This is a genomic window from Legionella santicrucis, assembly GCF_001468135.1.
GTDB lineage: Bacteria > Pseudomonadota > Gammaproteobacteria > Legionellales > Legionellaceae > Legionella > Legionella santicrucis.
In genome coordinates, this window is record NZ_LNYU01000035.1 from 1 (window position 1) to 23366 (window position 23366).

Sequence of the window (23366 nt, forward strand, 5' to 3'; positions counted from 1 at the left end):
GCCTTTGATGTTTGCTCGCAGATTTTGATGGATCATTTCTCCGGGAAAAAATCTTTGGTTTTTGCTAATCACCAGTGACCTATTACCGTTTGCCTGTATAAAAATGAGTGATGTAGTTAGAGGATTAGAAAAGGATTTGTATATCTCTGTTTCTAAACTTTAAGTGTTTGAGGATTTATAGTCTTTTTAAGAGCATAATGACCTCACCATAAACGTTGTTGTGTTATGATGAGCGTTCTTGGTTCTTCACTTATTCATGACTACGAATGTATTTTCCCAGGTTAAAATTGTGTCGACTCTTCCCACAGTTTCACAACAATTTGAGGATTTGCTAAAGTCGATATATCACCTAATTCATCAAGACTTTGTATTTCTTTTCCTGCGATTTTGCGCAAAATACGCCGCATGATTTTTCCCGAGCGTGTTTTTGGTAAGTCATGGGTAAAATGAATAATATCGGGCTTGGCTATAGGACTTATTTCCTTGTTCACTTGTTTGGTTAACTCAGCGCTTAACGTATCATTTGCGGTGAAGCCATCTTTTAAAATGACAAAAGCATAAATTCCTTGCCCTTTTAACTCATGAGGAATACCAACAACAGCTGCTTCTGCAACCGCTGGGTAGCTTACCAAAGCACTTTCAATTTCTGCTGTACCTAAACGATGACCTGAAACATTGATGACATCATCCACACGGCCAGTGATCCAATAATCCCCATCATCGTCACGCTTGGCGCCATCACCAGTGATGTAATAGCCATGATGTAAATAAGTTGTACAATAGCGATGATGATCTCCCGCTATAGTTCGTGCCATAGAAGGCCAGGGATATTTTATGGCTAAATATCCTTCTCCGGCTCCTGTTATTTCATGGCCATGCTCATTAAGTAATACAGGAACAACCCCAGGAATAGGTTGACGCGCAGCGCCGGGTTTGCTACTCGGTTCATCTGCTCTTGGACTAATCATTACAGCCCCAGTTTCTGTCTGCCACCAGGTATCGATTATCGGACATCGACTTTGGCCCACTTTTTGAAAATACCATTGCCATGCTTCGGGATTAATGGGTTCACCTACTGAACCTAGTAAACGCAAAGAACTGCGAGAACTAGAAGTGAGCCAGTTATCTCCTGCACGCATTAAAGCACGTATCGCAGTAGGTGCGGTATAAAAGACATTCACTTGATACTTATCCACTATTTGCCAATTTCTGGAAGGATCAGGCCAAGTAGGGATTCCTTCAAAGATAAGCGTAGTGATTCCATTGCAAAGAGGACCATATACTAAATAGCTATGACCAGTCACCCATCCTATATCAGCAGTACACCAAAAGACATCATCATCTTGGCAATTAAAGAGCAACTGATGAGTGTAGGCTGCTTGGACCAGATAACCCCCTGTGGTATGTACCACTCCTTTAGGTTGTCCTGTGCTGCCTGAAGTGTAAAGAATAAACAATGGATCTTCAGCATCCATGGGTTCAGGATCACAACGATTGCTTACTTTCTCTTTTAATTCATGCCACCAATAATCTTTATTTTTATTAAAAGCAACAGGATCATCACTGGTTTTAATGATAATTCTGGGCAATGATAAATCCTTACATGCCTCATCAATTTGCTCTTTTAATCCCACTAATTTACCACCACGATAAAAATGGTCTGCAGTAATAATGCAGCTACATTCTGATGCAAGTACACGTTGCCTTAAAGCCTGGGCCGAAAAACCAGCAAATATCACGGTGTGTACTGCACCAATTCGAGTGCAGGCAAGCATGGCGATTGCTGCTTCAGGGATCATCGGTAAGTAGATAGCGACTTTATCCCCTTTTTTTACATTGAATTGTTTGAGTACATTGCTCATGCGGCATACTTCAGCATGTAGCGTCGCAAAAGTTAATGTCTTATTTTGACTTGGATCATCCCCTTCCCAAATAATTGCTGGATGATTTGCTTTATGGGGAAGATGTCTATCCAGACAATTGACGCTGACGTTTAGTTGCCCACCCTTAAACCAGGTCACATCACCATTTTTTAAATCACCGGTTAATACCGTATCCCAAGGATGTAACCAATCCAGCATTTGTTGCGCAATTTCCGACCAAAACTCGGTTAATGAGTCTTCTGTTTGTGTTAATGGAGGGGTGCGTAAAGGAGCATGCATGTTATACCTCTTTCCCTTGAGCGATTAATTTGATTATGGCTGAAAAATCAGACTCACCAAGACCTTGATCAATAAGATGTTGATAAATTTGAGTGGCTTTTGCACCTAAAGGAGTTTCCAGATTTACTGAGTGCGCTGAATCTTGGCTGAGTAATAAATCTTTAAGCATCATTGTTGCAGCGAATCCTGGTTTATAATCATTATTTGCGGGAACATTTTCTAAAACTCCCGGAACAGGGGCATATTTAGTCATTGCCCAGCATTGTCCGGAGGAGTTACTCACTACTTCAAAGAGTTTTTGTGGCGATAATTGTAATTGCTCTGCAAGAACAAACGCTTCTGATATGGCAATCATTGAGATGCCAAGGATCATATTATTACATATTTTTGCTGCTTGCCCACTTCCTGCAATTCCAGTGTGAATGATTTTTTGTCCCATAGCGGCTAAAAAGGGTTTTGCTGCATGGAAAGCATGTTCCTCACCACCAACCATAAAGGTTAGAGTAGCGGCTGCTGCTCCGGCTACGCCGCCTGAAACCGGTGCGTCAACTACTTGGAGAGCGTGTTGTGTTGCTAGATGATGCAATTCACGTGAACTATTAACATCTATAGTCGAACAATCAATAAATAAAGCGTCTTTTTTAGTTACCTGGAATAACCCATTATTGCTATGACAAACTCCTAAGACTTGTTGTCCAGTTTGCAGCATGGTAATTATTACATCTTTATCATGAGCTAATTCCTGGGTGTTATGAGCGATTAAACCACCAGCTTGAGAAAAATGTTGCAGGGCTGTTTGTTGTAAATCATATCCTGTAACTTGGTGTCCTGCTTTAATCAGGTTGATGGCCATAGGTAAGCCCATATGTCCAAGTCCTACAAATCCTATTTTTGCCATTGAATTCTCCATCTGATTAATATGTAGCCTGGTTGAAGCGCAGTGAAATTTGGGAAATTGGTTGCGTTCAATAAACCCGGGTTTCACCTTGCTTCATTCAGACTACCCATTATTTTTTAAATATTTTAATCATGTGTGGGCATAATAAAAGAGCTTTCTTTGATATCACTAATAGGCCATTTACTCGTAACCGTTTTACGTCGTGTATAAAAATGAATACTTTCTTGGCCATGCATGTTTGTATCACCAAAGGAAGAATGCTTCCAGCCACCAAAGGGATGATTTGCAACTGGGACTGGAATCGGGATGTTTACTCCAACCATACCTACTTGTACACGTTGGCTGTATTCACGAGCGCTGAAGCCATCACGAGTGAAAATTGCAGTTCCATTGCCATATTGATTTCTATTCACTAAGGCTAAAGCATCCTCAAAACTATTGACGCGAACAATAACAAGAACTGGACCAAAAATTTCATTTTGATAAATAGACATATTTTCATTGACATGATCAAATAAACAGGGGCCCATGAAGAAGCCTTGGGGATGCTCGGGATGTTTAAATGATCTTCCATCAATGAGTAATTTAGCTCCTTCATTTATTCCTTGCTCTACAGCAGCCAAGACTTTTTGTCGATGAGCATCACTAATTAAAGGCCCCATATCTGTGTCAGGAATATCACCGGCATTAATTCGTGTTGCATGAATTTGAGGTGTTATTTTGGCAATAAGTGTATCAGCAGTATGTTCTCCTACAGCAACAACGACTGAGATTGCCATGCATCGTTCGCCTGCAGACCCATAAGCCGCGCCAACAATAGCAGAGGCAGCTTGATCCAAATCTGCATCGGGCATGACCACACAATGATTTTTCGCTCCACCAAAAGTATGGGCGCGTTTTCCATAAGATGTAGCTGCAGTATAAATATGTTGTGCTACTGGTGTAGAGGCGACAGCAGTAAACGTGGCAATATCGGGATGAGTCAGTAAATAATCGACTGTTGATTTATCACCATGAAGGCAATTGGCAACCCCATTGGGTAGTCCAGCATCACTCAATAATTCCAGCAAACGAACAGGGGCAGAAGGATCTTGTTCTGAGGGTTTTAGGATGAATGTATTACCACAAGCAATAGCTGGGATAAGCATCCATATCGGAACCATAACTGGAAAATTAAATGGGGAAACACCAGCACAGACACCTAGCGGTTGCCTTAACGTATGGCAGTCAATCCCCGTAGTTACATCGGCAGAAAAATCTCCTTTCAGTTGATTCACCAAGCCACAATGTAATTCGACTACTTCTATTGCTCGAGCTACGGAACCTTTAGCATCATCTAAAGTTTTCCCATGTTCACGAGTAACAATTCGTGCTAAATCCAATTGATTTTTTTCAAGTAAATCTCTGAATTTAAAAAGGACTCGTGCTCGCTTAATGGCTGGAGTTTGCGCCCACTCTATTCCGGCCTTTTTGGCTGAGGCAATTGCATTGTCGCAAAGAGATTTTGATGCAAAATAGACCTGACCGATCACCTCTCCTAAAGCAGGATTATAAATAGAGTGACAAGTAGTATTTGTTTCGTTAAGTAATTGACCATTAATATAGTGTTGTACAATGTAGCCCATTAGCAAACTCCTTTTATTATTTTTAGCAATTAAGTTGTTTATTGTAATTGTTTCATGGAATTATTTATACAATAATAGCGAAGAGATTAGGACTAAAATAACCTCTTTTTGAATCACTCTATACTGGAGTCACTTTGAAACTGAGGTAAGCAGTTAAGGAAAATAAGCGATGGAAAAAGGAATTATTGTACGTGTGCCGTATGGCATCGAATTATCATCTGAATTACTGAGTGCCTTAGAAGTTCGCTTTCCAGGTTATGTTCTAGAAACCTATCACCAGAAACCTGATTATCACCGTAGTTTTGCTCGTCGCGTAGATAGTCTGCACAAAGCGTTCTACTTTCTTATCGACGCTTATCCATTTTCTGCAAAGAACACACCTTTAACAAAAGAAACGTTAAAAGCGTATGTTGATGAGTGTAAATTAGCCACTACTGAAGCAAATGGTTCTGTAGATGATTTGCATAAAGAACTGGAGAGATTCACCGCCAAATTAATTGAACTTATTGCTTTAAATTGGGGTTGTTCTGATATTAAAGAGGCTGTAGAGCTATTAAATGAGGCAGAGCAATATGCGTTGATGCGCGAAGGTCGTTCTGACTTAGTTACATTACTCCCCATGAAGTTGGGGCAAGATGTAGATTATGTTCTTCAGGTAGACGAATCACTGCCCCCATATTATGATCAATTACTTGATGAATTAACGTTAATTAAAGCTAAAAAATATCCAAAAACACCTGGCTGGTTGCGTGAGCTTGAGGAATATCAACATGCCTATTTTTGTAATTTAGAACAAGGAATTACATCCTATATTGATGTGATTCGAGATTTTAATAGTTTTTTACTGAATTGGTCATCAATAAAAAAGAGAGCACTTAGCTTAAATACGGATTTACAGCAAATTGTTAGTGGTTCTCCTCCACTTCCTTCATGGTTTAATGCATTAAGCGCGCATCAACGCGAAATGATGCGAATTTTAGCAGTAGATCCATCCTCATTGGATAAAAAATTAACTTACTTTAAAAAATTGCTCACTGGGGATATTTTTAAGTGGGATATCTGGGATACAGCGACACAGATTTCCAGTCTTCCTCAATGGTATTGGGTATTATCTGAACACCAACAGTTTTTTTTAGAACATGTGCTTAAAGGAGTTGATGATGTAGAAGATGCAGTTTCCTTTTTATCGAGTCGCCATCGAACTTTGCCATTGCCTGCAAATTATGCTGCTCACAGTTTGTTAGGAATGAGTCAAGATGGGCAAATGCGTGAATTATCGGCCAAGCGCTATCGTTCAAGCCATATTGCAACTCGAGACGGATTAAATTGGCCTAAAGCAGTACAACAAAGGCATAGTGACTCAAATCTTGCTAAAGTAATGGAGCATTCAAGACCAGAGCAACTTGCGATATTACAAACGCTGATTAGCCCAATACATGCAACAGATTATGTTCCGAACTGGATTACTGATTATTTACCCACTTTGCCACCTGATTTGGATTTGTACAAATTGGCTCGTTCTGCTATTGAACGGCGAAAAGAGATTCAATCCATTCTTCAGAATAATCATCCCTATAATATGGCTAAGCGACTTTATTATACTCAGGCGTATGATAAAGACAGTTTGTCCCTATTAGTCACGGCCAGAAAATATGCTTCTTTTACTCCAGGATTACAGGAACTCCTAGATCAATACCAATCCGTTCTAGAGTCAGCGTTGGGTACAGCGACTATTTTTGATTATGCAGGTAGAGAATTATTTTTGAGTTCTCTTGAGCAGTTAATTATCTTGACCATTGACGGGCATTCCTATGGCTCTTGTGTTAGTGGTAAAGATAGAAAAGCGATTGAACTTATTCATACGGATGCGATGATTTTATATAAGGAGCGCTACGGTAGTTGGCCGGTGTTTGATGAACTTCCTGATAAAGAAAATCGTATCCGTTTTGTTTCTTTGGTTGCTGATCTGTACATGAGCCGTCATCAGCATGAGCATGCAGGACAAAATGCACCGGGATCTGAGGGTATTAAAACTCCTGAATGGTATTTACCAGAGGATATTGCAGCAGAAATCAGAAAACGTTTGGATAACGATCGAGCACTTAAAGATGATGATAGGGCAGCAACAGATAATGAAGTAAAGAATATTTTTATTGGGGGTAGTAAGAAACTTAGGGAATATCTACTTCCTGAAAAAAAATTACTCGGTCGTTTAGTGGCGAAGCAATTAGGTGAAAGCAATTGTACGAAGCTTTACGATGCGTTACATTCATTGATTAATGAAAGAAATTTATTTACACCTCAAGAGCAAAGTTCGCGTTGGACTAGCTCATTCTTTTCTTCTGAGAGTAGCACGATCCCTGATGGTATAAAACAGATTCTTGAGTTAATGTTGAGCCCTTCATCAGGCAAAGATAATATCATTCGGATTGAAAAAATATTGCAGATTGTATCAGAACGGCCTCAAACTGATGGGAGTAGGACTGAAGCAACGAATTCAGTTTATGGGCGCTTACGTTCCTTTTTAAAATTCAATGAAATGGGTGCTACTTTTTCTGATCTTGTTTCAACAACTGTAGAGGAGTGGAATAAGTTATTTGAAGAGTCCAAAAAATCACATGTTAAAGAATTTGATCCTTCATAGATGATAACGCCTGGATTTGTGCTTTTTTATAATCCAGGCTATTGTTCTAAGGTTATAATAAATGCTCAAGCCCATAGACCAATGTAGATAATCCTGAAACTTTTTGACAGCACAGGACAATGCCGGGCATAAAAGAACGACGGTCAATGCAATCATCAGTAATTGTTAATGTTTCGCCTATACTGCCAAAAATAACTTGTTGCCGTGCTATTACACCAGGAATACGTAAGGAATGAATATTTACATCATAATGAGACCCGCCGCGTGCGCCAGGGATTAATTCTTTGAGACTCAATTTATTTCTAGGAGTTTTCCGTGCTGCAGCAATCATTTCTGCTGTTTTTAAAGCAGTTCCCGAAGGAGCATCTAATTTTTGTTGATGATGAGCTTCAATAATTTCTACTTCAGGAAAATATTCTGCCGCTTTGGCTGCGAAGATCATCATTAAAACAGCACTAATTGAAAAATTGGGGGCAATAATTCCACCGATGTGGTGACTTTCACAAAGTGTGGTTAATTCGTTAATTTGATCGGGAAGAAGGCCTGATGTTCCAATCACAGGGTGTGCTTTATGATTGATGATAGTAAGGCAATTTTGGTAAACACAATCTGCACGAGTTAAGTCAACTACTATTTGAGCTTGGGTATCTTTAATTGCTTGAGCTAGATTATCTTCTCTGCCAAGTTCTGCCACTACATCGAATTCATCGTGATTGTTCAGTGTTTCACAGGCAAGAGAACCCATTTTACCTTTGGCTCCATTAACAATAACACGAGTTAGCATAATACTCCTTATGAAGTTTATTTTTTATTTTTTTTGTCTTTTTTATTGCCATAGTGAGTATTCCAGGCCCAAACTGTCGCAAAAGGCCAACCAATAATGGTAACTTGCATAATTAATGAAATGATTGCACCGCCAGGATTATCATCCAAAAGAAGCAGGAGCCATGGAAAGAATGCTGCAAGAAATAATATAAACACTTTTTTAAAGAAATCCATCATTTACTCCACAAATTTCGTTATAAAAAGTTGATGCATTGACAATTTATTAACGAGCTGTTAGTTGAATAATAAGTATTAAATCCAAGAAACTCTTGAGTAATACAAATTCTAGTCTAATTATAGGACTATCATCCACCTTTTTTCTACTTGGATTATTTGTTTTTATACCCTGCTATTAAGCATCACAGAGGACTTGCAAACAATCAATAAACATTGTACATTGTGCGCTCATTTTTAATGTGAATGATTTTATTTCCAGATATGACAATCAATATCTAACCAAGGGTACACTTATGAGAAAACAGGAGCTGCACCCACGCACCGCTGTTATTAATAAAGCTCAAAAAAATAAGTCTAAAAAAGCACGGACAGATGCTTTGTTATGGCTCGCTGCACATTTTCCTGCAGCATTTGATAATTCATTACGAATTCGCCCATTAAAAATTGGTATTATGGATGATATTTTGCTTCATGCAGAAAAAGCTGCGGAAGTTGGTATTTCCAAAAGCAAATTAAGAGAAGCCGTGGTGTTATTTACTCGACGTCTTGATTATTTAGCTTGTCTCAAGCTTCGAGAAATGCGAATTGATTTGCAAGGCAGCGATGTTGGCGAGGTAAGCGCAGAGGAAGCAGAATATGCGGCTGCCAAAATCAAAAAGCGTGTTGAAAAAAGTGCTCGTAACGCGCGTAAAGTTCTCGCGGAAAAAACTGTAAATTCTTCTAATTCTAATTCACAAGGCATGAGTTATCACTCAAAAATAATGAATCAATCATCGCACATAACGGATGATAATTTCCCAATTTATCCAACGCGATCTGCTTATAATGCCCTAAATGCAACGACACAACCTGTTCGCACTACTGCTGTAGTGGTAAAGCATAAATCAACAAAACAGTATGATCCCGATGCTGTAGCACGCTTGAAAGAGAAATTAGGGTTGTCCAGAAATTCTGAAGAGAAAAAAGAAGCTATTGAAGAATAAGTTATCTCTATCAGGTAATCTTCGTCAATTGGGATTTTGTCTCCTTCCGCTTTCACCAAGGGTGGGTCTTTTCCGAACATTAGAATTTTGCAATTGATGCCTCACTCATTAAGTGAGGCTATTACCCTGAACAAATGTTCGAGTTATGGAGTATAACTAAAGGTTTTTCCTGTGCCTTCGTTTATTTTAGGTGCCAGTTTGAAAAAACGACAAGAGCTAGGTGACTGTTGGGGCTTCTCTGCTGAATCACTCTCTATATCCTCTACAACGCCCAATGATATAGACTCCTGCTTCGAAGGTTCTTTATCCTCTATTGCTACTGCAGAATGCTCATTGACACTGTGCATTTGCCATTGTTGTAGTACTTTATTCATACCCAACTGATTTATGAACTCCTGTTGTTGTTCTGTAAATGCAAGCTGTTTGGGATCTTTGACGTATTGCTGTAACAACTCGAAGCATTTATTAACGTAATCATTGTCCTGTGTACTAATAAACTCATCCAGCTCACTGTTCTCAATTTTAGCCAAGTGTGCCAAAGCGACAATAAGCATCATGAATTGAGTGGCAAGAGGTTGTGTCGCAAGTGAGTTGCTTGCATTGATCACCTGTCGGGTTAGTGGACAAATAACTTCTTCTTTAGTTAAATCTTCCCCATCATCATCACGTAATTTTTTTCGATGTGATTCCAATTCTACGGCTTGTTGCGTAATTAATTCTTCCAGATATTGGGGGAGCAATTTAAATCCAGATGTCTTATCAGACGATTGCAAAATTTTCCAGTACCCATCAACTACATTTTTGTTACCAATTTGTTTAATATTGTTGATGATAGCCGTGGCTGCTTCTTCATTTTGTTTGGCCACCATATGTGCCATTATTAAGCCACCATTGATGGCACTGCAAGTCATGCGAATTTGGGCTCTGTCGTTACCTTCTGCTACAAGAACTTGTAAAATCTTCTTTAGTTCTGCTTCATAAGGCTTATCTATAGTGTTGTTTTGAACAACCAGAGAAATCTCACTCTTATCTTGTGGTGCTGTGGCGATAAATTGACGACTTTCTTCCATTTGTTTCAGCATTTCCTGCAAGCTATTGGCTGACATCAATCTTAATTGCTCAAATTGTCGATAAGAAACAAAAACAGGATCATCAGGAATCATAAGAGAGGCCGGATCAACAAGATGATTCACAAAATCCTCAATTTGAGCACTAACACTCGACAAATCGATATTTTCCAGCCATTTATACATATTCACCTCCAATCATTAAACTTCAAACATTTTTTTAAAACCAGATTCCTATATCTGTTATAAGCCTGGTTGGTTTGCCCGTTTCGTTCCATCGAAAATAGTCCTAGGAATATTTATTCCTTTGCTATAAACCTTTAATCGGTTGGCGATTTGATACATTGAGGTCTGTGTGAGTCTCAGTGTTATCCTTGTTATTAAAAAAGCCAAGTTTAAGTCGAACCGTTACCAGAGGATCGAATTTATTATTCTTAGTGCCTAAGCTAAAATCATTAGTAATTTCTTCGACTAATGTTTTTAAATAGGGGTTATTAGGAATTGCCTGGTTATACTGCTCCATGCGTGATTTAAAATAAGATTGTAAGTCTTCTTTGTAAAGGCCAAATTGCATCGGAAGTATATTCATTTTTAACAGCTTAAGCATGGTTTCAATTTCAAATACATAAGCATTCGCTTCATTATTTTTTAGCTTGCCATAAACGTTAAATGCATGACCTGCTTCATGAACGAGCATCCCGATAATATCAATAGCGCTTCTTTTCGGCTCAATCAAATAGGCATGACTAACAGCGATCGTTATATTAGGAACCCAATCTTCATGAAATTGTTTTAATTTTTTATAAGTAACTTCAGTTACAAAGATTGCTGGGTTACCTTTTACACCTATAAATGAATTTGGCTTAGGAAAGTTAATTTCGAGTGGTGGAATAATGGCGTAAGTACCATTTTTTAAGCCTTCAAATCCAAGTATTTGACAATACAGTAGTATCCTTTTCATTTCTTCATCACTCATACTCCCCCCTCAATTTATTTATAAGATCACCATCAAAAAATCAATTTATCCATTTTAAAATCATACTAATCACGAAAATAACTTGAAGTTTATTTCTATGTCAATACATATTGATCATAATTTACTCTCACTAGAGAAAATAAATTGCAGATGACGTTAAATTGGCTTTTTTGTGTTGCTGATGATGTGAGAGAAAGATTCATGACAATGCCATGATGAAGTAATTTTAGTATCACTATTGTAAAAAAAGCATTTTCTGTGGTAGTTTAAAATGCAAAGAGTACATAGATGAATAAGGTTATTATATTAATACAGTCAAGTGCATCATGGTGTGTTGGAAAATATAGGAACGATGGTTAATGACAGCTATTTAATAACATGATTTCATGTTCGCAAAGCTATGAGTATTCTTTTGATGTTTTCTCAGCATCTTACGCGGAATCCAGAATTTAACTGCGTCCCTGGATCCCACTGATAACCGCGAGACTTATTTAGAGGAGCCTTCGCCAATTATATTAACAGTCCCAAAAGTTCCGCCTGATAATGCTTCAATTTTTACAGTCTTTTGCTTGTTAAGACCAAAGCTATTCACCGTAGATAATGCAAAGCTTGCTTGTTGATCTGGCAACCCACCTTGATGACGAGTGCAGTTAACAACTAATATGCTAGGAATGGGGGCTCCAGTATCGTTATAGGTACAGGCATAAGTAGCTTCACCCGTAGATAATGTAGTAGATAGATCAGCAGTAACAATATTTGCCAGGCCATTTGCTGTTATATGGCCATTTCCATCAGCATAAAATACACCAACTTCTGTTAACCTACCTGCCCCAAATGAAGTGCTATTAAATTCACCAGACATTTGATAAGCAAAATTGCCTTTAAATACACCTAACAGGCTAGCTTCTTCTGCCGCAAAAGAGGGTAATGATATTATAGGTAAAGAGGTTAACAAAAGTCCGGTTAATAATTTTTTCATTAATTTCTCCATAAATTATTCTAGAATTATCGAGCTTTATGTAATACATAAAAATCCATAGCTCGTTTTTAGTGTAACATAAGAAAGTATCTTTACAATCGTGACATTCGATCTTGAAAAAAGAAGTTCTAAGTATATGTATGAATTGACAAAAAACTTTTTTGAAGTTACAGAAGCTGTTTGTTCAAGCAATTACAGATGCAAATAAAAGATTGAGCGGGTGATGGGAATCGAACCCACGCTATCAGCTTGGGAAGCTGAAGTTCTACCATTGAACTACACCCGCAAAATAAATGATAACCCCAAATAGAGAAGTGATTACATTTGTAAGCCTATTATAAACTATAGTTCGATAATCTCCATACTGTTTGTTCCTCCAGCCGTACCGATTATTCGGCCTCGTGTTAACAGAATAAATCCTTTTTTCTCAAGATGCCCTAGCTTAATTAACTCATTAATTACTTGTTGATTTAAAGTTTCGGATGAGAACAGATGATAATTCATGAACACAGGAAAAACATTATGTGCAAGACACAAGCGGCCTATTGTTCGTTTATTAGCAGAGACAGCAATAATAGGAACGGTACTTTGTTGTCTTGATATCCATAATGCGGTATCACCTGATTCAGTTAAGGTAATGATGGCCTGGATCGGAAAGTGATTTGCGGCATGCATTGTAGCCATGGCAATCGCTTGATCCGCTCGTTTGTAGTGGCAAGATTCTTCGTTATTATGGTAATAAAAACTGGCATGCTTTTCGGCACTTAAACAGATTTTATTGACCATGGATATCACTTTGATTGGAAATTGGCCACTAGCTGTTTCTGCAGATAACATGACCGCATCAGTTCCATCCAGTATGGCATTGGCAACATCTGAGACTTCTGCGCGAGTAGGTTGAGGATTGTTAATCATTGACTCCATCATTTGAGTTGCCGTAATAACAACTTTATCCAAACGACGTGCTTCTCCAATAATATGCTTTTGAATGGCCGGTACTTCAGCAGCACCTACTTCAACACCTAAATCGCCTCGTGCCACCATGATTGCATCCGCTTCTTGAATAATTTCTGTTAAATATTCCAGAGCCTCAGTACGTTCGATCTTTGCGATAATGGGTATTTTTTTTCCAAATTCATTTATAAGTGCGCGAGTATGCCTAATATCTTGTGCATCTTTTACAAAAGATAGACTAATATAATCTACCTCTGCTTCTATGGCCGTGTGTAAATCGCGTTTGTCTTTATCAGTCATTGTCCTTGCTGCTAATCCACCTCCTTTTCTGTTTAACCCTTTAAGATCACTTAATATTCCTCCCTCAATAACGATACAGTGAATTTTAGAATCAGTAGTTGCTGTTACTTCCAATTCAACCAATCCATCGTTAAGCAGTAAATGATCTCCGAGAGTTAACTCTCGAGATAGATTTGGATATGCGATAAAAACTTCATTGGTGTCACCTAATAGATCTGAAGTATTACAATCCAAAGTAAAACTTTGGCCTTCAACTAAAGTGATTGATTTATTCTTGAAACGTCCAATGCGAATTTTGGGCCCTTGTAAATCGGCCATTACTGCTAATGGGTGATTTAATTCTTCACTTATTTGTCGAACTAAGGCAATAAGTTGTAACGCAGATGCATCTGCATGAGAAAAATTAATTCGGACTACATCAACACCAGCAGTTAACATGGCACGAAGTTTCGTTGGGTCACTACTGGATGGTCCTAGAGTAGCTACAATTTTAGTTTGGCGTAACATCTTTAGCGCGCTCCTGCAAAATGGCAACAGCAGGTAAGGTTTTTCCTTCTAAACACTCCAGAAATGCCCCACCTCCGGTGGAAATATATGAAATCTGTTGATTGAGATCATAGAGATCAATTGCCGCCAATGTATCACCGCCACCAGCAATGGAAAAGGCATTGCTTTCCGCAATAGCAATTGCTAAAGCTCGAGTACCATAGGCAAATTGAGCAAACTCGAACACGCCTACAGGCCCATTCCAAATAATGGTTTTGGCTTCATTGATGATATCAACGTATTCACTCACAGTCATAGGCCCGATATCGAGAATCATGTCATCAGATGCGACATTTTGCAGTGATTTGTTATAGGCAGGGCAAAATTCACTAAACGATTTGCCTACTACCACATCAGTAGGTAAGGGTATATGACAACCTTTTGCTTTGGCTAATTGGAGAATTTCGCGTGCTTCATCCAGTAAATTCTCTTCATAAAGAGAAACACCTATTTCAAATCCTTGTGCTTTGAGAAATGTATTTGCTATCCCTCCACCAGGAATTAAATAATCCACGAGGCTTACTAATTGTCGTAACAAACTGAGTTTGGAGGAAACTTTAGCTCCACCTACAATGGCAACAATAGGCTTTTGTGGTGCTTCAAGTGCCTTATCTATGGCGTGAAGTTCTCTTACTAATAATGGGCCCGCAACCGCAATCGGTGCATACTGGGCTACTCCATATGTGGAGGCTTGAGCACGATGCGCAGTTCCAAAAGCATCCATCACAAAGATGTCACAAAGATGAGCAAGTTTTTTAGCAAGTTGCTCATCATTACTTTTTTCGCCAACATTAAAGCGTACGTTTTCGCAGACAACCAACTCACCTGGTTTTACATCAATACCATTTAGGTAATGACTTTCGAAACGAACAGGATAATTTAAATGTTCACTTAAGTATTCCGCTATGGGCTGCATGGAAAAACGTTTCTCAAATTTTCCTTCCTCAGGACGACCTAAGTGAGATAAAACCATGACTGCAGCACCGGCAGCTAAAGCAGTTTCCAAAGTCGGTAGAGCGGCCTGTAATCGCTGGTCACTGGTAATAATCCCTTCTTTAATGGGGACATTTAGATCCTCACGAATTAGCACCCGTTTTCCTGACAGGTCTATATCGCTCATTTGTATCAGGTTCATCAGTTATCTCCAAATCGGGGTTAGCAACTCATCATTTGCTGTGCTGTATCAAGCATACGATTGGAAAAACCCCACTCGTTATCATACCAAGCTACTATTTTCACTAGGTTGCCGAATACTTTAGTTTGGGTCGTATCAAAAATAGCAGATGCTGGATTATGGTTAAAATCGCATGATACTAAAGGGTCATCATTGATTTGCAAAATACGGCTTTTTGCTTGGCGAACAATATCATTTACTTCTGTTGCCGTTGTTTCGCGCTTTGCAGTAAAGGTTAAATCAATTACTGAAACATTAAGCACTGGAACACGCATTGCAAAACCATCAAGTTTACCAGCGAGTTCAGGTAATACTAATCCTACTGCAGCAGCAGCACCTGTTTTTGTCGGAATAATTGAGTGGGCTGCGGCACGTGCACGGCGCAGGTCTTCATGACTTCCGTCTAAAAGCATTTGATCGTTAGTATAGGCATGGACTGTATTTAATAAGCCGTACTCAATTCCTAAAGCATCGTTTAAAGGTTTTACCACTGGAGCCAAACAATTGGTAGTGCAAGAAGCATTGGAAACAATGAGATCAGATGATTTAAGTGTGTGGTGATTTACTCCATACACTATAGTTGCATCGACATTTTTTCCGGGAGCAGAAATTAATACTTTTTTTGCACCAGCAGCAATATGTTGCATCGCCTTTTCGCGTTCTGTAAAGAAACCAGTACACTCCAAGACTAAATCAATATTGAGTTCCTTCCAAGGAAGATTCGCAGGATTGCGTTCGGCGATAATTTTAATCGCATGCCCATCGATAATTAACATGTCTCCTTCAATGCTTACATCTGCAGCAAGGCGTCCATGGGTGGTGTCATAGCGTGTTAGATGTGCTGTAACATCAATCGCTGATAAATCATTGATGGCTACGATTTCAAATTCATTTTGTTTTTTAGATTCAAAAATTGCTCTTAAAACACAACGACCAATGCGGCCATAGCCATTAATCGCAACACGTATTGTCATATTACTTCTCCAATATTTTAGTAATAACTAGTTACTTTTATTCCAAGAGGTTTATTGTCGCTGGAGTATGTGCAGCCTTAGCTCGAAGTTAGAGAACAACACATCTAAGTTAAGGCTTTATTTTTTACTCTGGCTGCAATAATGTATTTAAAGTTTTAACTATTCGCTCAACAGTAATCTCTAAGAATTGGTATGCTTGGGCTGCTGGAGCAGATACACCAAAACGATCCAAGCCTATTACCGCACCTTTTAGACCAACAAATTGATACCAATAAGCAGAACTGGCTGCTTCAATTGCTATGCGTGTGTGAATATTTGGAGGCAATACCTGATCTTTATAATTTTGGTCTTGCTCCAGGAATCGTTCTGCACAAGGCATAGAAACTACGCGCACTTTCAATCCTTGTGTTTGCACTTGTTCAGCAGCAGCAATCGCTAATTGAACTTCTGATCCTGTTGCGATCAGCAGTGCGTCAGGAATACCATCGCAATCTTTGATGATATAACCACCTTTTTTAATCAATTCAGCTGCTACTTCACCATGTGGCAACGCAGGTAAGTTTTGTCTTGAAAGCAGTAAAGACGTTGGTCCATTATGATGCTCCAAAGCAAATTGCCATGCAACAGCAGTTTCCATTAAATCAGCAGGTCGCCATACACTCATTCCAGGAGTCATTCGTAGCATGGAAGCATGTTCTACCGGTTGATGAGTAGGGCCATCTTCACCTAGACCAATAGAGTCATGGGTAAAGACATAAATGACGCGCTGTTTCATCAACGCACTTAAACGTACAGCATTTCGTGCATAATCTGCAAAAACTAAGAATGTTCCACCATAAGGAATAAATCCTCCATGCACTGCTATACCATTCATAATCGCTGCCATAGCGAATTCGCGAACTCCATAATAGAGATAATTCCCGGTGTAATCATGACCAAGAATTGCTTTACTGCCTGACCAGTCTGTATTGTTCGATCCTGTTAAATCTGCTGAGCCCCCGAGCATTTCGGGTAATAAATGCGCAAAATATTCAATGCATTGTTGCGACGCTTTACGTGTTGCAACGGCTTTCTCATTAGTGCGGCATCGTTCAAAAAATTCATGGCTCTGGTTTTGCCAATCATCTGGAAGATCTCCATTGATGCGGCGTAAAAACTCATTATGTTCTTGAGGATAATGTTTCTGGTGTTGCTTCAAAAGCATTAGCCATTGCTGTTCGTCTTTTTGTCCTTGTTCTACATGGTTCCATTGTTGATAAATAGAATCAGGGATAACAAAAGGATCATGTTTCCAGTTAAAAAATTCACGGACATTGGCAACATCTTTTGCACCTAATGCTGAACCATGAGCTTTTTCACTCCCTGCAACGGAAGAGCCTAACCCAATTACTGTATTGCAGATAATTAACGTAGGCTGTGTTGTATTTGCTTGAGCTTTAAGAATTGCTTGTTCAATCTCATTCATATCATGGCCATTTACTGCTTCAATGACTTGCCAATGATAAGCCTTAAAACGTGTTGCTGTATCGTCAGTAAACCAAGAGTCGATTTTACCATCAATAGAAATACCATTGTTATCGTAAAAAACGATCAGTTTTCCTAAGCCTAAAGTACCTGCTAACGAACATGCTTCATGTGAAATACCTTCCATCAAGCAACCATCGCCCACAAATGTATAGGTATAGTGATCAACAAGATTAAAATTATCCTGATTGAAATGAGTTGCTAAAACACGTTCAGCTAAAGCCATCCCCACTGCATTTGCCAGTCCCTGCCCCAAAGGGCCTGTAGTCGTTTCTACTCCTGGCGTATGGCCATACTCTGGGTGTCCTGGTGTTTTTGAGTTTAATTGACGAAAATGCTTCAGATCGTCCAGAGACAGATTGTAACCCGTGAGATGAAGTAATGAATAAAGGATCATAGAGCCATGTCCATTGGATAATACAAAACGATCACGATTAAACCAATGGGGATTTTGTGGATTGTGCTTTAAAAACTTATTCCATAGAACGGTAGCTATATCAGCCATACCTAATGGCATTCCTGGATGTCCTGACTGAGCTTGTTCTACTGCGTCCACACTTAAAATGCGAATGGCGTTAGCTAATTCTTTGCAAAGATTCATGGGGTCTCTTGTATGTAACTTGGGAGCATTATTGTCGCTCAGAAGACATAAATCAGCAAGAATACAAGTTATTTTTTAACTATTATTTTGCAAAAAGGCTCTATTTTGAGCGATTATCATTTTTAATGAGCATATTTATTTGGGGGCATAAGCGAAACAGCGAAATTTTTTGCCCGATATAATAAATTAATGATCACTATTCATGTCATTATAAATAGAGAAGATGTAGTTCATATTATTATCTCTTCATACTTATTTATGTAAATTTAGGTTTATTTTTTTACTTTTAAATTTATTTATAGACAAAAAAATAATGATCACGATAGAATGCTTGTTTTGTCTTCAAAGTACATTTTAGGGTATCATGAACCCAATCACTCGACGCTTACAAGATATTTTATCTGAGTTGCCTTTTTCTCAGATAGAGAAAAATCCATTAAATTGGACTTTTACCGAAAGTATTAAAAAATTAGGCCCTGATTTTTATCGTAAAGTAGTTCCAATTCATTTGGTGCTTAGCCTAGAGTACAGCTTGTTGGGTCAACAACTAAGAGCAAAATTTTTATCCAAGCAACTGATTAATCAAAAGGAAATAGAAGAGCAGTTAATTACCGCTTTAATGATGGCTGAACTCTTGGAGCATATATATCAGTACTATCTTAATGTCCCAAGAGAAGTAGTGCGTTTACGCCAGCACCAAAAGTTATATCGTGAACTATTGGCAGAAATCATTAACCCTTTGCCTAATAAACTTAAAGAACTGAAAACTAATCCCTCTTTTTCGCAAGATGTTCGTAACACAACCGTTTTTCTGAATTTGTATCGGTTATTATTTATTCGTTCTAAACGTGCTTTTGATGTTATTGCTACGCTGGGTACAGTTTCTGAATCCTATCGTAATTTTGTCAAAATTCTGGATAAATATACCGATCCCATTTTAGCAGATTTGGCATGGCTTTTTTTCATCCCCCGGCTATCAGTCAATCTCTTTCTATTAGTGAAGCATACTTTGCCTGGTCCTTGGATGAGCAAGGAAGAAAAATCTTTAGGTTTAAGCGTGCGTTTTAATGCGCAAATGCAGCGTAGATGGTTTGAATTAGGTAATGATAGTGTTTGGATGACAGCAGGTCTTATTAATCGATTTGTCTTAACAGGTGCATTAGCGCCATTTGCTATATATGTTTCTGTTGCCTGTTTTGCTATTGATATTATTCTTTCTGTGACACGGGCCTACATTGAATTAAGTCGTTTGTATGAATTGCGAAAACAATATAAAGCCATGCTAGAGCAAACAAGTAACGTGTCAGAAATAAAGAAAATTGAAGAACATCTTGAGGCAATAAATAATCAACTCGATTTTGAATGGTTGCGACTTGGCTCACATATGATGACTACCACAGCTATCTTTTTATCAATGGCCGTAGCTTTACCAATATTGGCGTTTAATCCGTTTGTTATTGCGATTGGTGCAGTTTGTTTGGTAGCAGTTTGTTTTATAAATTTTGCATTATTCCAGATTATCGATGAATGTCGGCCGAAAGATGCTCTAGCAATTCCACAAGGTGGACTACCCAAATTAGGTTTTTTTGCGAAGAAGGCACAGAAAGAATCAGTTTTTCTGCCTGAAAATGAGCATGATTTGGAATTAGAAAAGTTATCAAGTTGTTCCATCTAATTAGTGCAAATTATTAGGATATATTGCGATCAAGAGACAATCTTTCTCATAGGTATAGAGGCATAATTAATTGAATGTTATGCTTAATGCTTTATATCTATTTTCGAAGGTCAAGCATGTCAGCACCAGTTGGATTACCACAGTTTAGCCATATTGATGTAACTCATTTTCAGTCTCATCTTGATGCGATGCTAAAAAAGCATTTGCAACAAGTAGAGCACTTACTGAAAGAAAATCCTCATTATACTTGGGATAATTTAATGTATCCTTTAGATGATATGGATGATGAGCTAGCGCGCTTTTGGTCACCATTGTCTCATTTGCATGGAGTAATGGATTCCCCTGAGTTGCGTAAATGTTATGATGCTTGTTTGCCGCTGCTCTCTGCTTACGCAACAGCAATGGGACATAATCATGAATTATATGAGGCCATTAAATCAATCGATAAACATGCACTTAATCCCATTCAGCAAAAACTGATTGCGGACAATCTGCGTAATTTTGAATTATCTGGGGTTGCTCTTGATAAAGAGCGTAAAAAGCGTTTTGAGGTGATTCAAACACGTTTGGATGAAATAACCAATCAATTTGAGCATAATATCTTAGATGCAACTCAAGCATTTACTTTGCATCTTAACGATTCTACACGTTTAGTAGGTTTACCAGAACACGCATTGAATACAGCCAAAGAATTGGCTGTTGAGAAGGGCCTTGAAGGGTATGTGCTTACCTTAGAGTATCCTTGCTATTATGCAGTAATGACTCATGCTGAAGATCGTAGTTTACGAGAAGAAATGTACCATGCTTATATCACTAGAGCTTCAGATCAGGGCCCCAATGGTGGAACCTATGATAATACACCGTTGATTCAAGAAATTTTAGCATTACGTCATGAAGAAGCACAGCTTTTAGGCTTTAACAATTATGCCGAATTGTCTTTAGCTACAAAAATGGCAGAATCAACCAACCAAGTTATGGATTTTATGCAGGATTTAGTCACACGAGCCCATAAGCAAGGTGAAAATGAGTTTAAACAATTAGAGCAATTTGCTGCGGAGCAATTTAAGTTAAATCTTGTAAAACCTTGGGACGTAGGTTATTTGACTGAAAAAAGAAGACAAGTGTTATTTACATTGTCACAAGAAGATTTACGACCTTATTTTCCACAGTTAATAGTGATGCGTGGTTTGTTTGAACTTGTCAAAAAACTTTATGGGATGTCCATTGAGGAAATCAAGGGCGCGGATGTGTGGCATAAGGACGTACAATGTTATTGTATTGTTGATGAGCATAATAATGTACGCGGCTATATTTATACGGATTTGTTTTCCAGACCTAATAAGCGCAGTGGTGCATGGATGGATTCTTTACAAAGTCGCCGAAGATTGGAGGATGGTACTGTACAACTACCTATCGCCACTTTGACGTGTAACTTTGCAAAGGCGACAGCAAATAAGCCAGCAATGCTTTCTCATGAAGAAGTAATTACTTTGTTCCATGAGTTTGGCCATTGCCTTCATCACATTTTAACTCAAGTCGATTATTTAGGTGCTTCAGGGATTAATGGCGTAGAGTGGGATGCGGTCGAGTTACCCAGTCAATTTTTTGAAAACTGGTGTTGGGAGAAAAGTGGTTTAGCCGTTTTAACTGCTCATGTAGATACTGGCGAGTCTCTTCCTGACTCTCTTTTCGAACGTTTAATTGCGGCAAAGAATTTTCAATCAGCGATGGCTATGTTAAGACAAATGGAGTTTTCTCTTTTTGATTTTCGCATTCATAAAGAATATGTTCCGAATCAGGCGTCACTTGTTAATGATATTTTAGCAGACGTACGTTCTAAAGCTTGTGTCGTTCCTTTGGTTCCTTATAATCGTTTTCCACAAAGCTTCAGCCATATTTTTGCCGGTGGATATGCTGCAGGTTATTACAGTTATAGTTGGGCAGAGGTTTTATCCAGCGATGCTTTTTCTCGCTTTGAAGAAGAGGGTGTTTTAAATCCACAAACAGGACATGATTTTTTACATCATATTTTAGAAGTAGGAAGCTCCAAAAAAGCTGCAGAAGCTTATAAAGAGTTTAGGGGGCGTCCTGCGACCATTGATGCCTTATTACGTCATAATGGCATTCAAGGATAAATGCAATTCCGGGTTAAGAAAGAATAACCCGGAAAGCACTTTTGAAAGCGACGAAATTTGAAAGAAGAAGGCTTATTTTTTAACATTTTATGGTATACTTAAATGTAGGGGGGCGACCTGGCTTCGACGTGGGTTGCAAAACCAGAGGTGCATGCCGAGAATGAGGACTCTCGTAAATCAGACTCAACTAAATATAAATGCAAACGATGAAAACTTTGCTGGTGGGGAAGCTATTGCTGCCTAATAAGCGCTTTAGTTGAACCATCACTGTGTACTGGCCAATAAATCCAGTATCCCGTTCGACCGAGCCCGCTTATCGGTATCGAATCAACGGTCATAAGAGATAAGCTAGTGTCCTAATCTATCCCGGGTTAAGATGTGAAATTTTAGGGAGTCGCTGTGTATTATCCTGCCCGTCGGAGAATCCACAGTTAAATTCAAAAGACAAGGCTACGCATGTAGAGCTGAAGGCAGAGGATTTGCGGACGCGGGTTCGATTCCCGCCGCCTCCACCATAACTTAATCTTAGATGTTCCTGAAAAGTCCTTTTAACCCTTGTAAACACTAGGTTTTACGAGGTTAGGCTTCCTAGCTATTCCCAATAATTCCCTTGATGTCCTGCGCTATGTGTTGGTACTATCGTTGGTATTTTCGATACCAACACGATGTGATACCAACAAAATGAAATTATCTGTTGCAGATGTTAAGAAAAAGCGAGAGTTGGATAAACCGTTAAAGCTTTCTGATGGCCAAGGATTATTTTTACTGATTCAACCTAACGGGAAAAAATATTGGCGCTACTCCTACCGCTTTGATGGAAAACAGAAAACGCTCGCATTGGGGGTTTTTCCAGAGGTAAGTTTAGCGGAAGCACGAGAGCTGCGGGAAGATGCCCGTGCCTTGTTAAAAAAGACGAAAGTCGATCCCAGCGAGCATCGTAAGGCCTTAAAACAATCACAGACCAGTCAGGATGTGGATAGCTTTGAAGTTGTGGCTCGCGAATGGTTTGCCAATCAATCCCCTATTTGGGTTCCTACCCATGCAGATAAAATCATTCGCCGTCTTGAGCGAGATATTTTTCCTTGGCTTGGAGGTAGTCCTATTGCATCGATTACCGCGCAGCAATTATTAATTGCTGCACGACGTA

17 protein-coding genes, 1 tRNA gene and 1 other RNA gene are annotated in these 23366 nt (G+C 38.8%); 6 read left to right on the forward strand and 13 right to left on the reverse strand.

All coding sequences use genetic code 11. From position 1 onward, the window contains the following. Window positions 1–281: 281 nt before the first annotated feature. From acs to Lsan_RS08900, 3 genes are all read right to left on the reverse strand, one after another. Entirely contained in the window at window positions 282–2162 is a 1881-nt protein-coding gene (gene acs, locus Lsan_RS08890; RefSeq protein WP_058514055.1) for an acetate--CoA ligase, read from the reverse strand. Window position 2163: 1 nt separating this feature from the next. Next, the gene (gene mmsB, locus Lsan_RS08895) at window positions 2164–3060 is read right to left on the reverse strand and encodes a 3-hydroxyisobutyrate dehydrogenase (protein WP_058514056.1); all 897 of its coding nucleotides are present in this window, start codon (window positions 3058–3060) and stop codon (window positions 2164–2166) included. Between the two features lie 125 nt (window positions 3061–3185). Continuing rightward, complete coding sequence (locus Lsan_RS08900; RefSeq protein ID WP_058514057.1) at window positions 3186–4685, reverse strand: CoA-acylating methylmalonate-semialdehyde dehydrogenase; 1500 nt, start codon at window positions 4683–4685, stop codon at window positions 3186–3188. 169 nt (window positions 4686–4854) lie between these two features. Between Lsan_RS08900 and Lsan_RS08905 the strand changes: the two genes are divergently transcribed. After that, on the forward strand, window positions 4855–7329 hold the full coding sequence (locus tag Lsan_RS08905) for a hypothetical protein (protein ID WP_058514058.1): 2475 nt from the start codon (window positions 4855–4857) through the stop codon (window positions 7327–7329). A gap of 52 nt (window positions 7330–7381) precedes the next feature. Here Lsan_RS08905 and dapB read toward each other — a convergent pair whose 3' ends face one another. Beyond that, window positions 7382–8113, reverse strand: coding sequence for a 4-hydroxy-tetrahydrodipicolinate reductase (dapB, locus tag Lsan_RS08910; RefSeq protein WP_058514059.1), 732 nt, complete (start codon window positions 8111–8113; stop codon window positions 7382–7384). 17 nt (window positions 8114–8130) lie between these two features. After that, the gene (locus Lsan_RS08915; RefSeq protein ID WP_058514060.1) at window positions 8131–8328 is read right to left on the reverse strand and encodes a hypothetical protein; all 198 of its coding nucleotides are present in this window, start codon (window positions 8326–8328) and stop codon (window positions 8131–8133) included. A 296-nt stretch (window positions 8329–8624) separates the two neighbouring features. On the opposite strand from Lsan_RS08915, the gene Lsan_RS08920 reads away from it, so the two are divergent. Beyond that, a complete protein-coding gene (locus Lsan_RS08920) occupies window positions 8625–9314 on the forward strand; it encodes a ProQ/FinO family protein (protein WP_058514061.1) in 690 nt (229 codons plus the stop codon). Between the two features lie 143 nt (window positions 9315–9457). Here the strand turns inward: Lsan_RS08920 and Lsan_RS08925 are convergent, their stop codons facing one another. The 8 genes from Lsan_RS08925 to tkt form a co-directional block, all read right to left on the reverse strand. Next, entirely contained in the window at window positions 9458–10567 is a 1110-nt protein-coding gene (locus tag Lsan_RS08925) for a hypothetical protein (protein WP_058514062.1), read from the reverse strand. 124 nt (window positions 10568–10691) lie between these two features. Next, window positions 10692–11357: a hypothetical protein gene (locus Lsan_RS08930; protein ID WP_058514063.1), complete on the reverse strand. Its 666-nt coding sequence runs from the start codon at window positions 11355–11357 to the stop codon at window positions 10692–10694. 487 nt (window positions 11358–11844) lie between these two features. Then, a complete protein-coding gene (locus tag Lsan_RS08935) occupies window positions 11845–12336 on the reverse strand; it encodes a hypothetical protein (protein WP_058514064.1) in 492 nt (163 codons plus the stop codon). Between the two features lie 215 nt (window positions 12337–12551). Beyond that, window positions 12552–12622 (reverse strand) — tRNA-Gly (locus Lsan_RS08940). A 56-nt stretch (window positions 12623–12678) separates the two neighbouring features. Continuing rightward, the gene (gene pyk / locus Lsan_RS08945; protein WP_058514065.1) at window positions 12679–14097 is read right to left on the reverse strand and encodes a pyruvate kinase; all 1419 of its coding nucleotides are present in this window, start codon (window positions 14095–14097) and stop codon (window positions 12679–12681) included. Continuing rightward, window positions 14081–15271, reverse strand: coding sequence for a phosphoglycerate kinase (locus tag Lsan_RS08950; protein ID WP_058514066.1), 1191 nt, complete (start codon window positions 15269–15271; stop codon window positions 14081–14083). The genes pyk and Lsan_RS08950 overlap by 17 nt, the downstream gene beginning before the upstream one ends. A gap of 20 nt (window positions 15272–15291) precedes the next feature. Beyond that, window positions 15292–16284 carry a type I glyceraldehyde-3-phosphate dehydrogenase gene (gene gap / locus Lsan_RS08955; protein ID WP_058514067.1) on the reverse strand — a complete coding sequence of 331 codons (993 nt, stop codon included), beginning with the start codon at window positions 16282–16284 and terminating at the stop codon, window positions 15292–15294. A 124-nt stretch (window positions 16285–16408) separates the two neighbouring features. Continuing rightward, window positions 16409–18409 (reverse strand): transketolase, encoded by a 2001-nt coding sequence (gene tkt / locus Lsan_RS08960; protein ID WP_058514068.1) that lies wholly within the window; start codon window positions 18407–18409, stop codon window positions 16409–16411. A gap of 364 nt (window positions 18410–18773) precedes the next feature. Here tkt and Lsan_RS08965 point away from each other — a divergent pair, with 364 nt between their 5' ends. From Lsan_RS08965 to Lsan_RS22940, 4 genes are all read left to right on the forward strand, one after another. Further along, entirely contained in the window at window positions 18774–20084 is a 1311-nt protein-coding gene (locus Lsan_RS08965) for a hypothetical protein (protein WP_058514069.1), read from the forward strand. Window positions 20085–20200: 116 nt separating this feature from the next. Further along, window positions 20201–22219, forward strand: a complete 2019-nt coding sequence (locus Lsan_RS08970) for a M3 family metallopeptidase (RefSeq protein ID WP_058514070.1) — start codon at window positions 20201–20203, stop codon at window positions 22217–22219. A 108-nt stretch (window positions 22220–22327) separates the two neighbouring features. Beyond that, window positions 22328–22734, forward strand: a transfer-messenger RNA (tmRNA) gene (gene ssrA, locus Lsan_RS21245). A gap of 166 nt (window positions 22735–22900) precedes the next feature. Then, on the forward strand, window positions 22901–23366 hold a 466-nt coding region (locus tag Lsan_RS22940; protein ID WP_237762079.1), incomplete at its 3' end, for a tyrosine-type recombinase/integrase.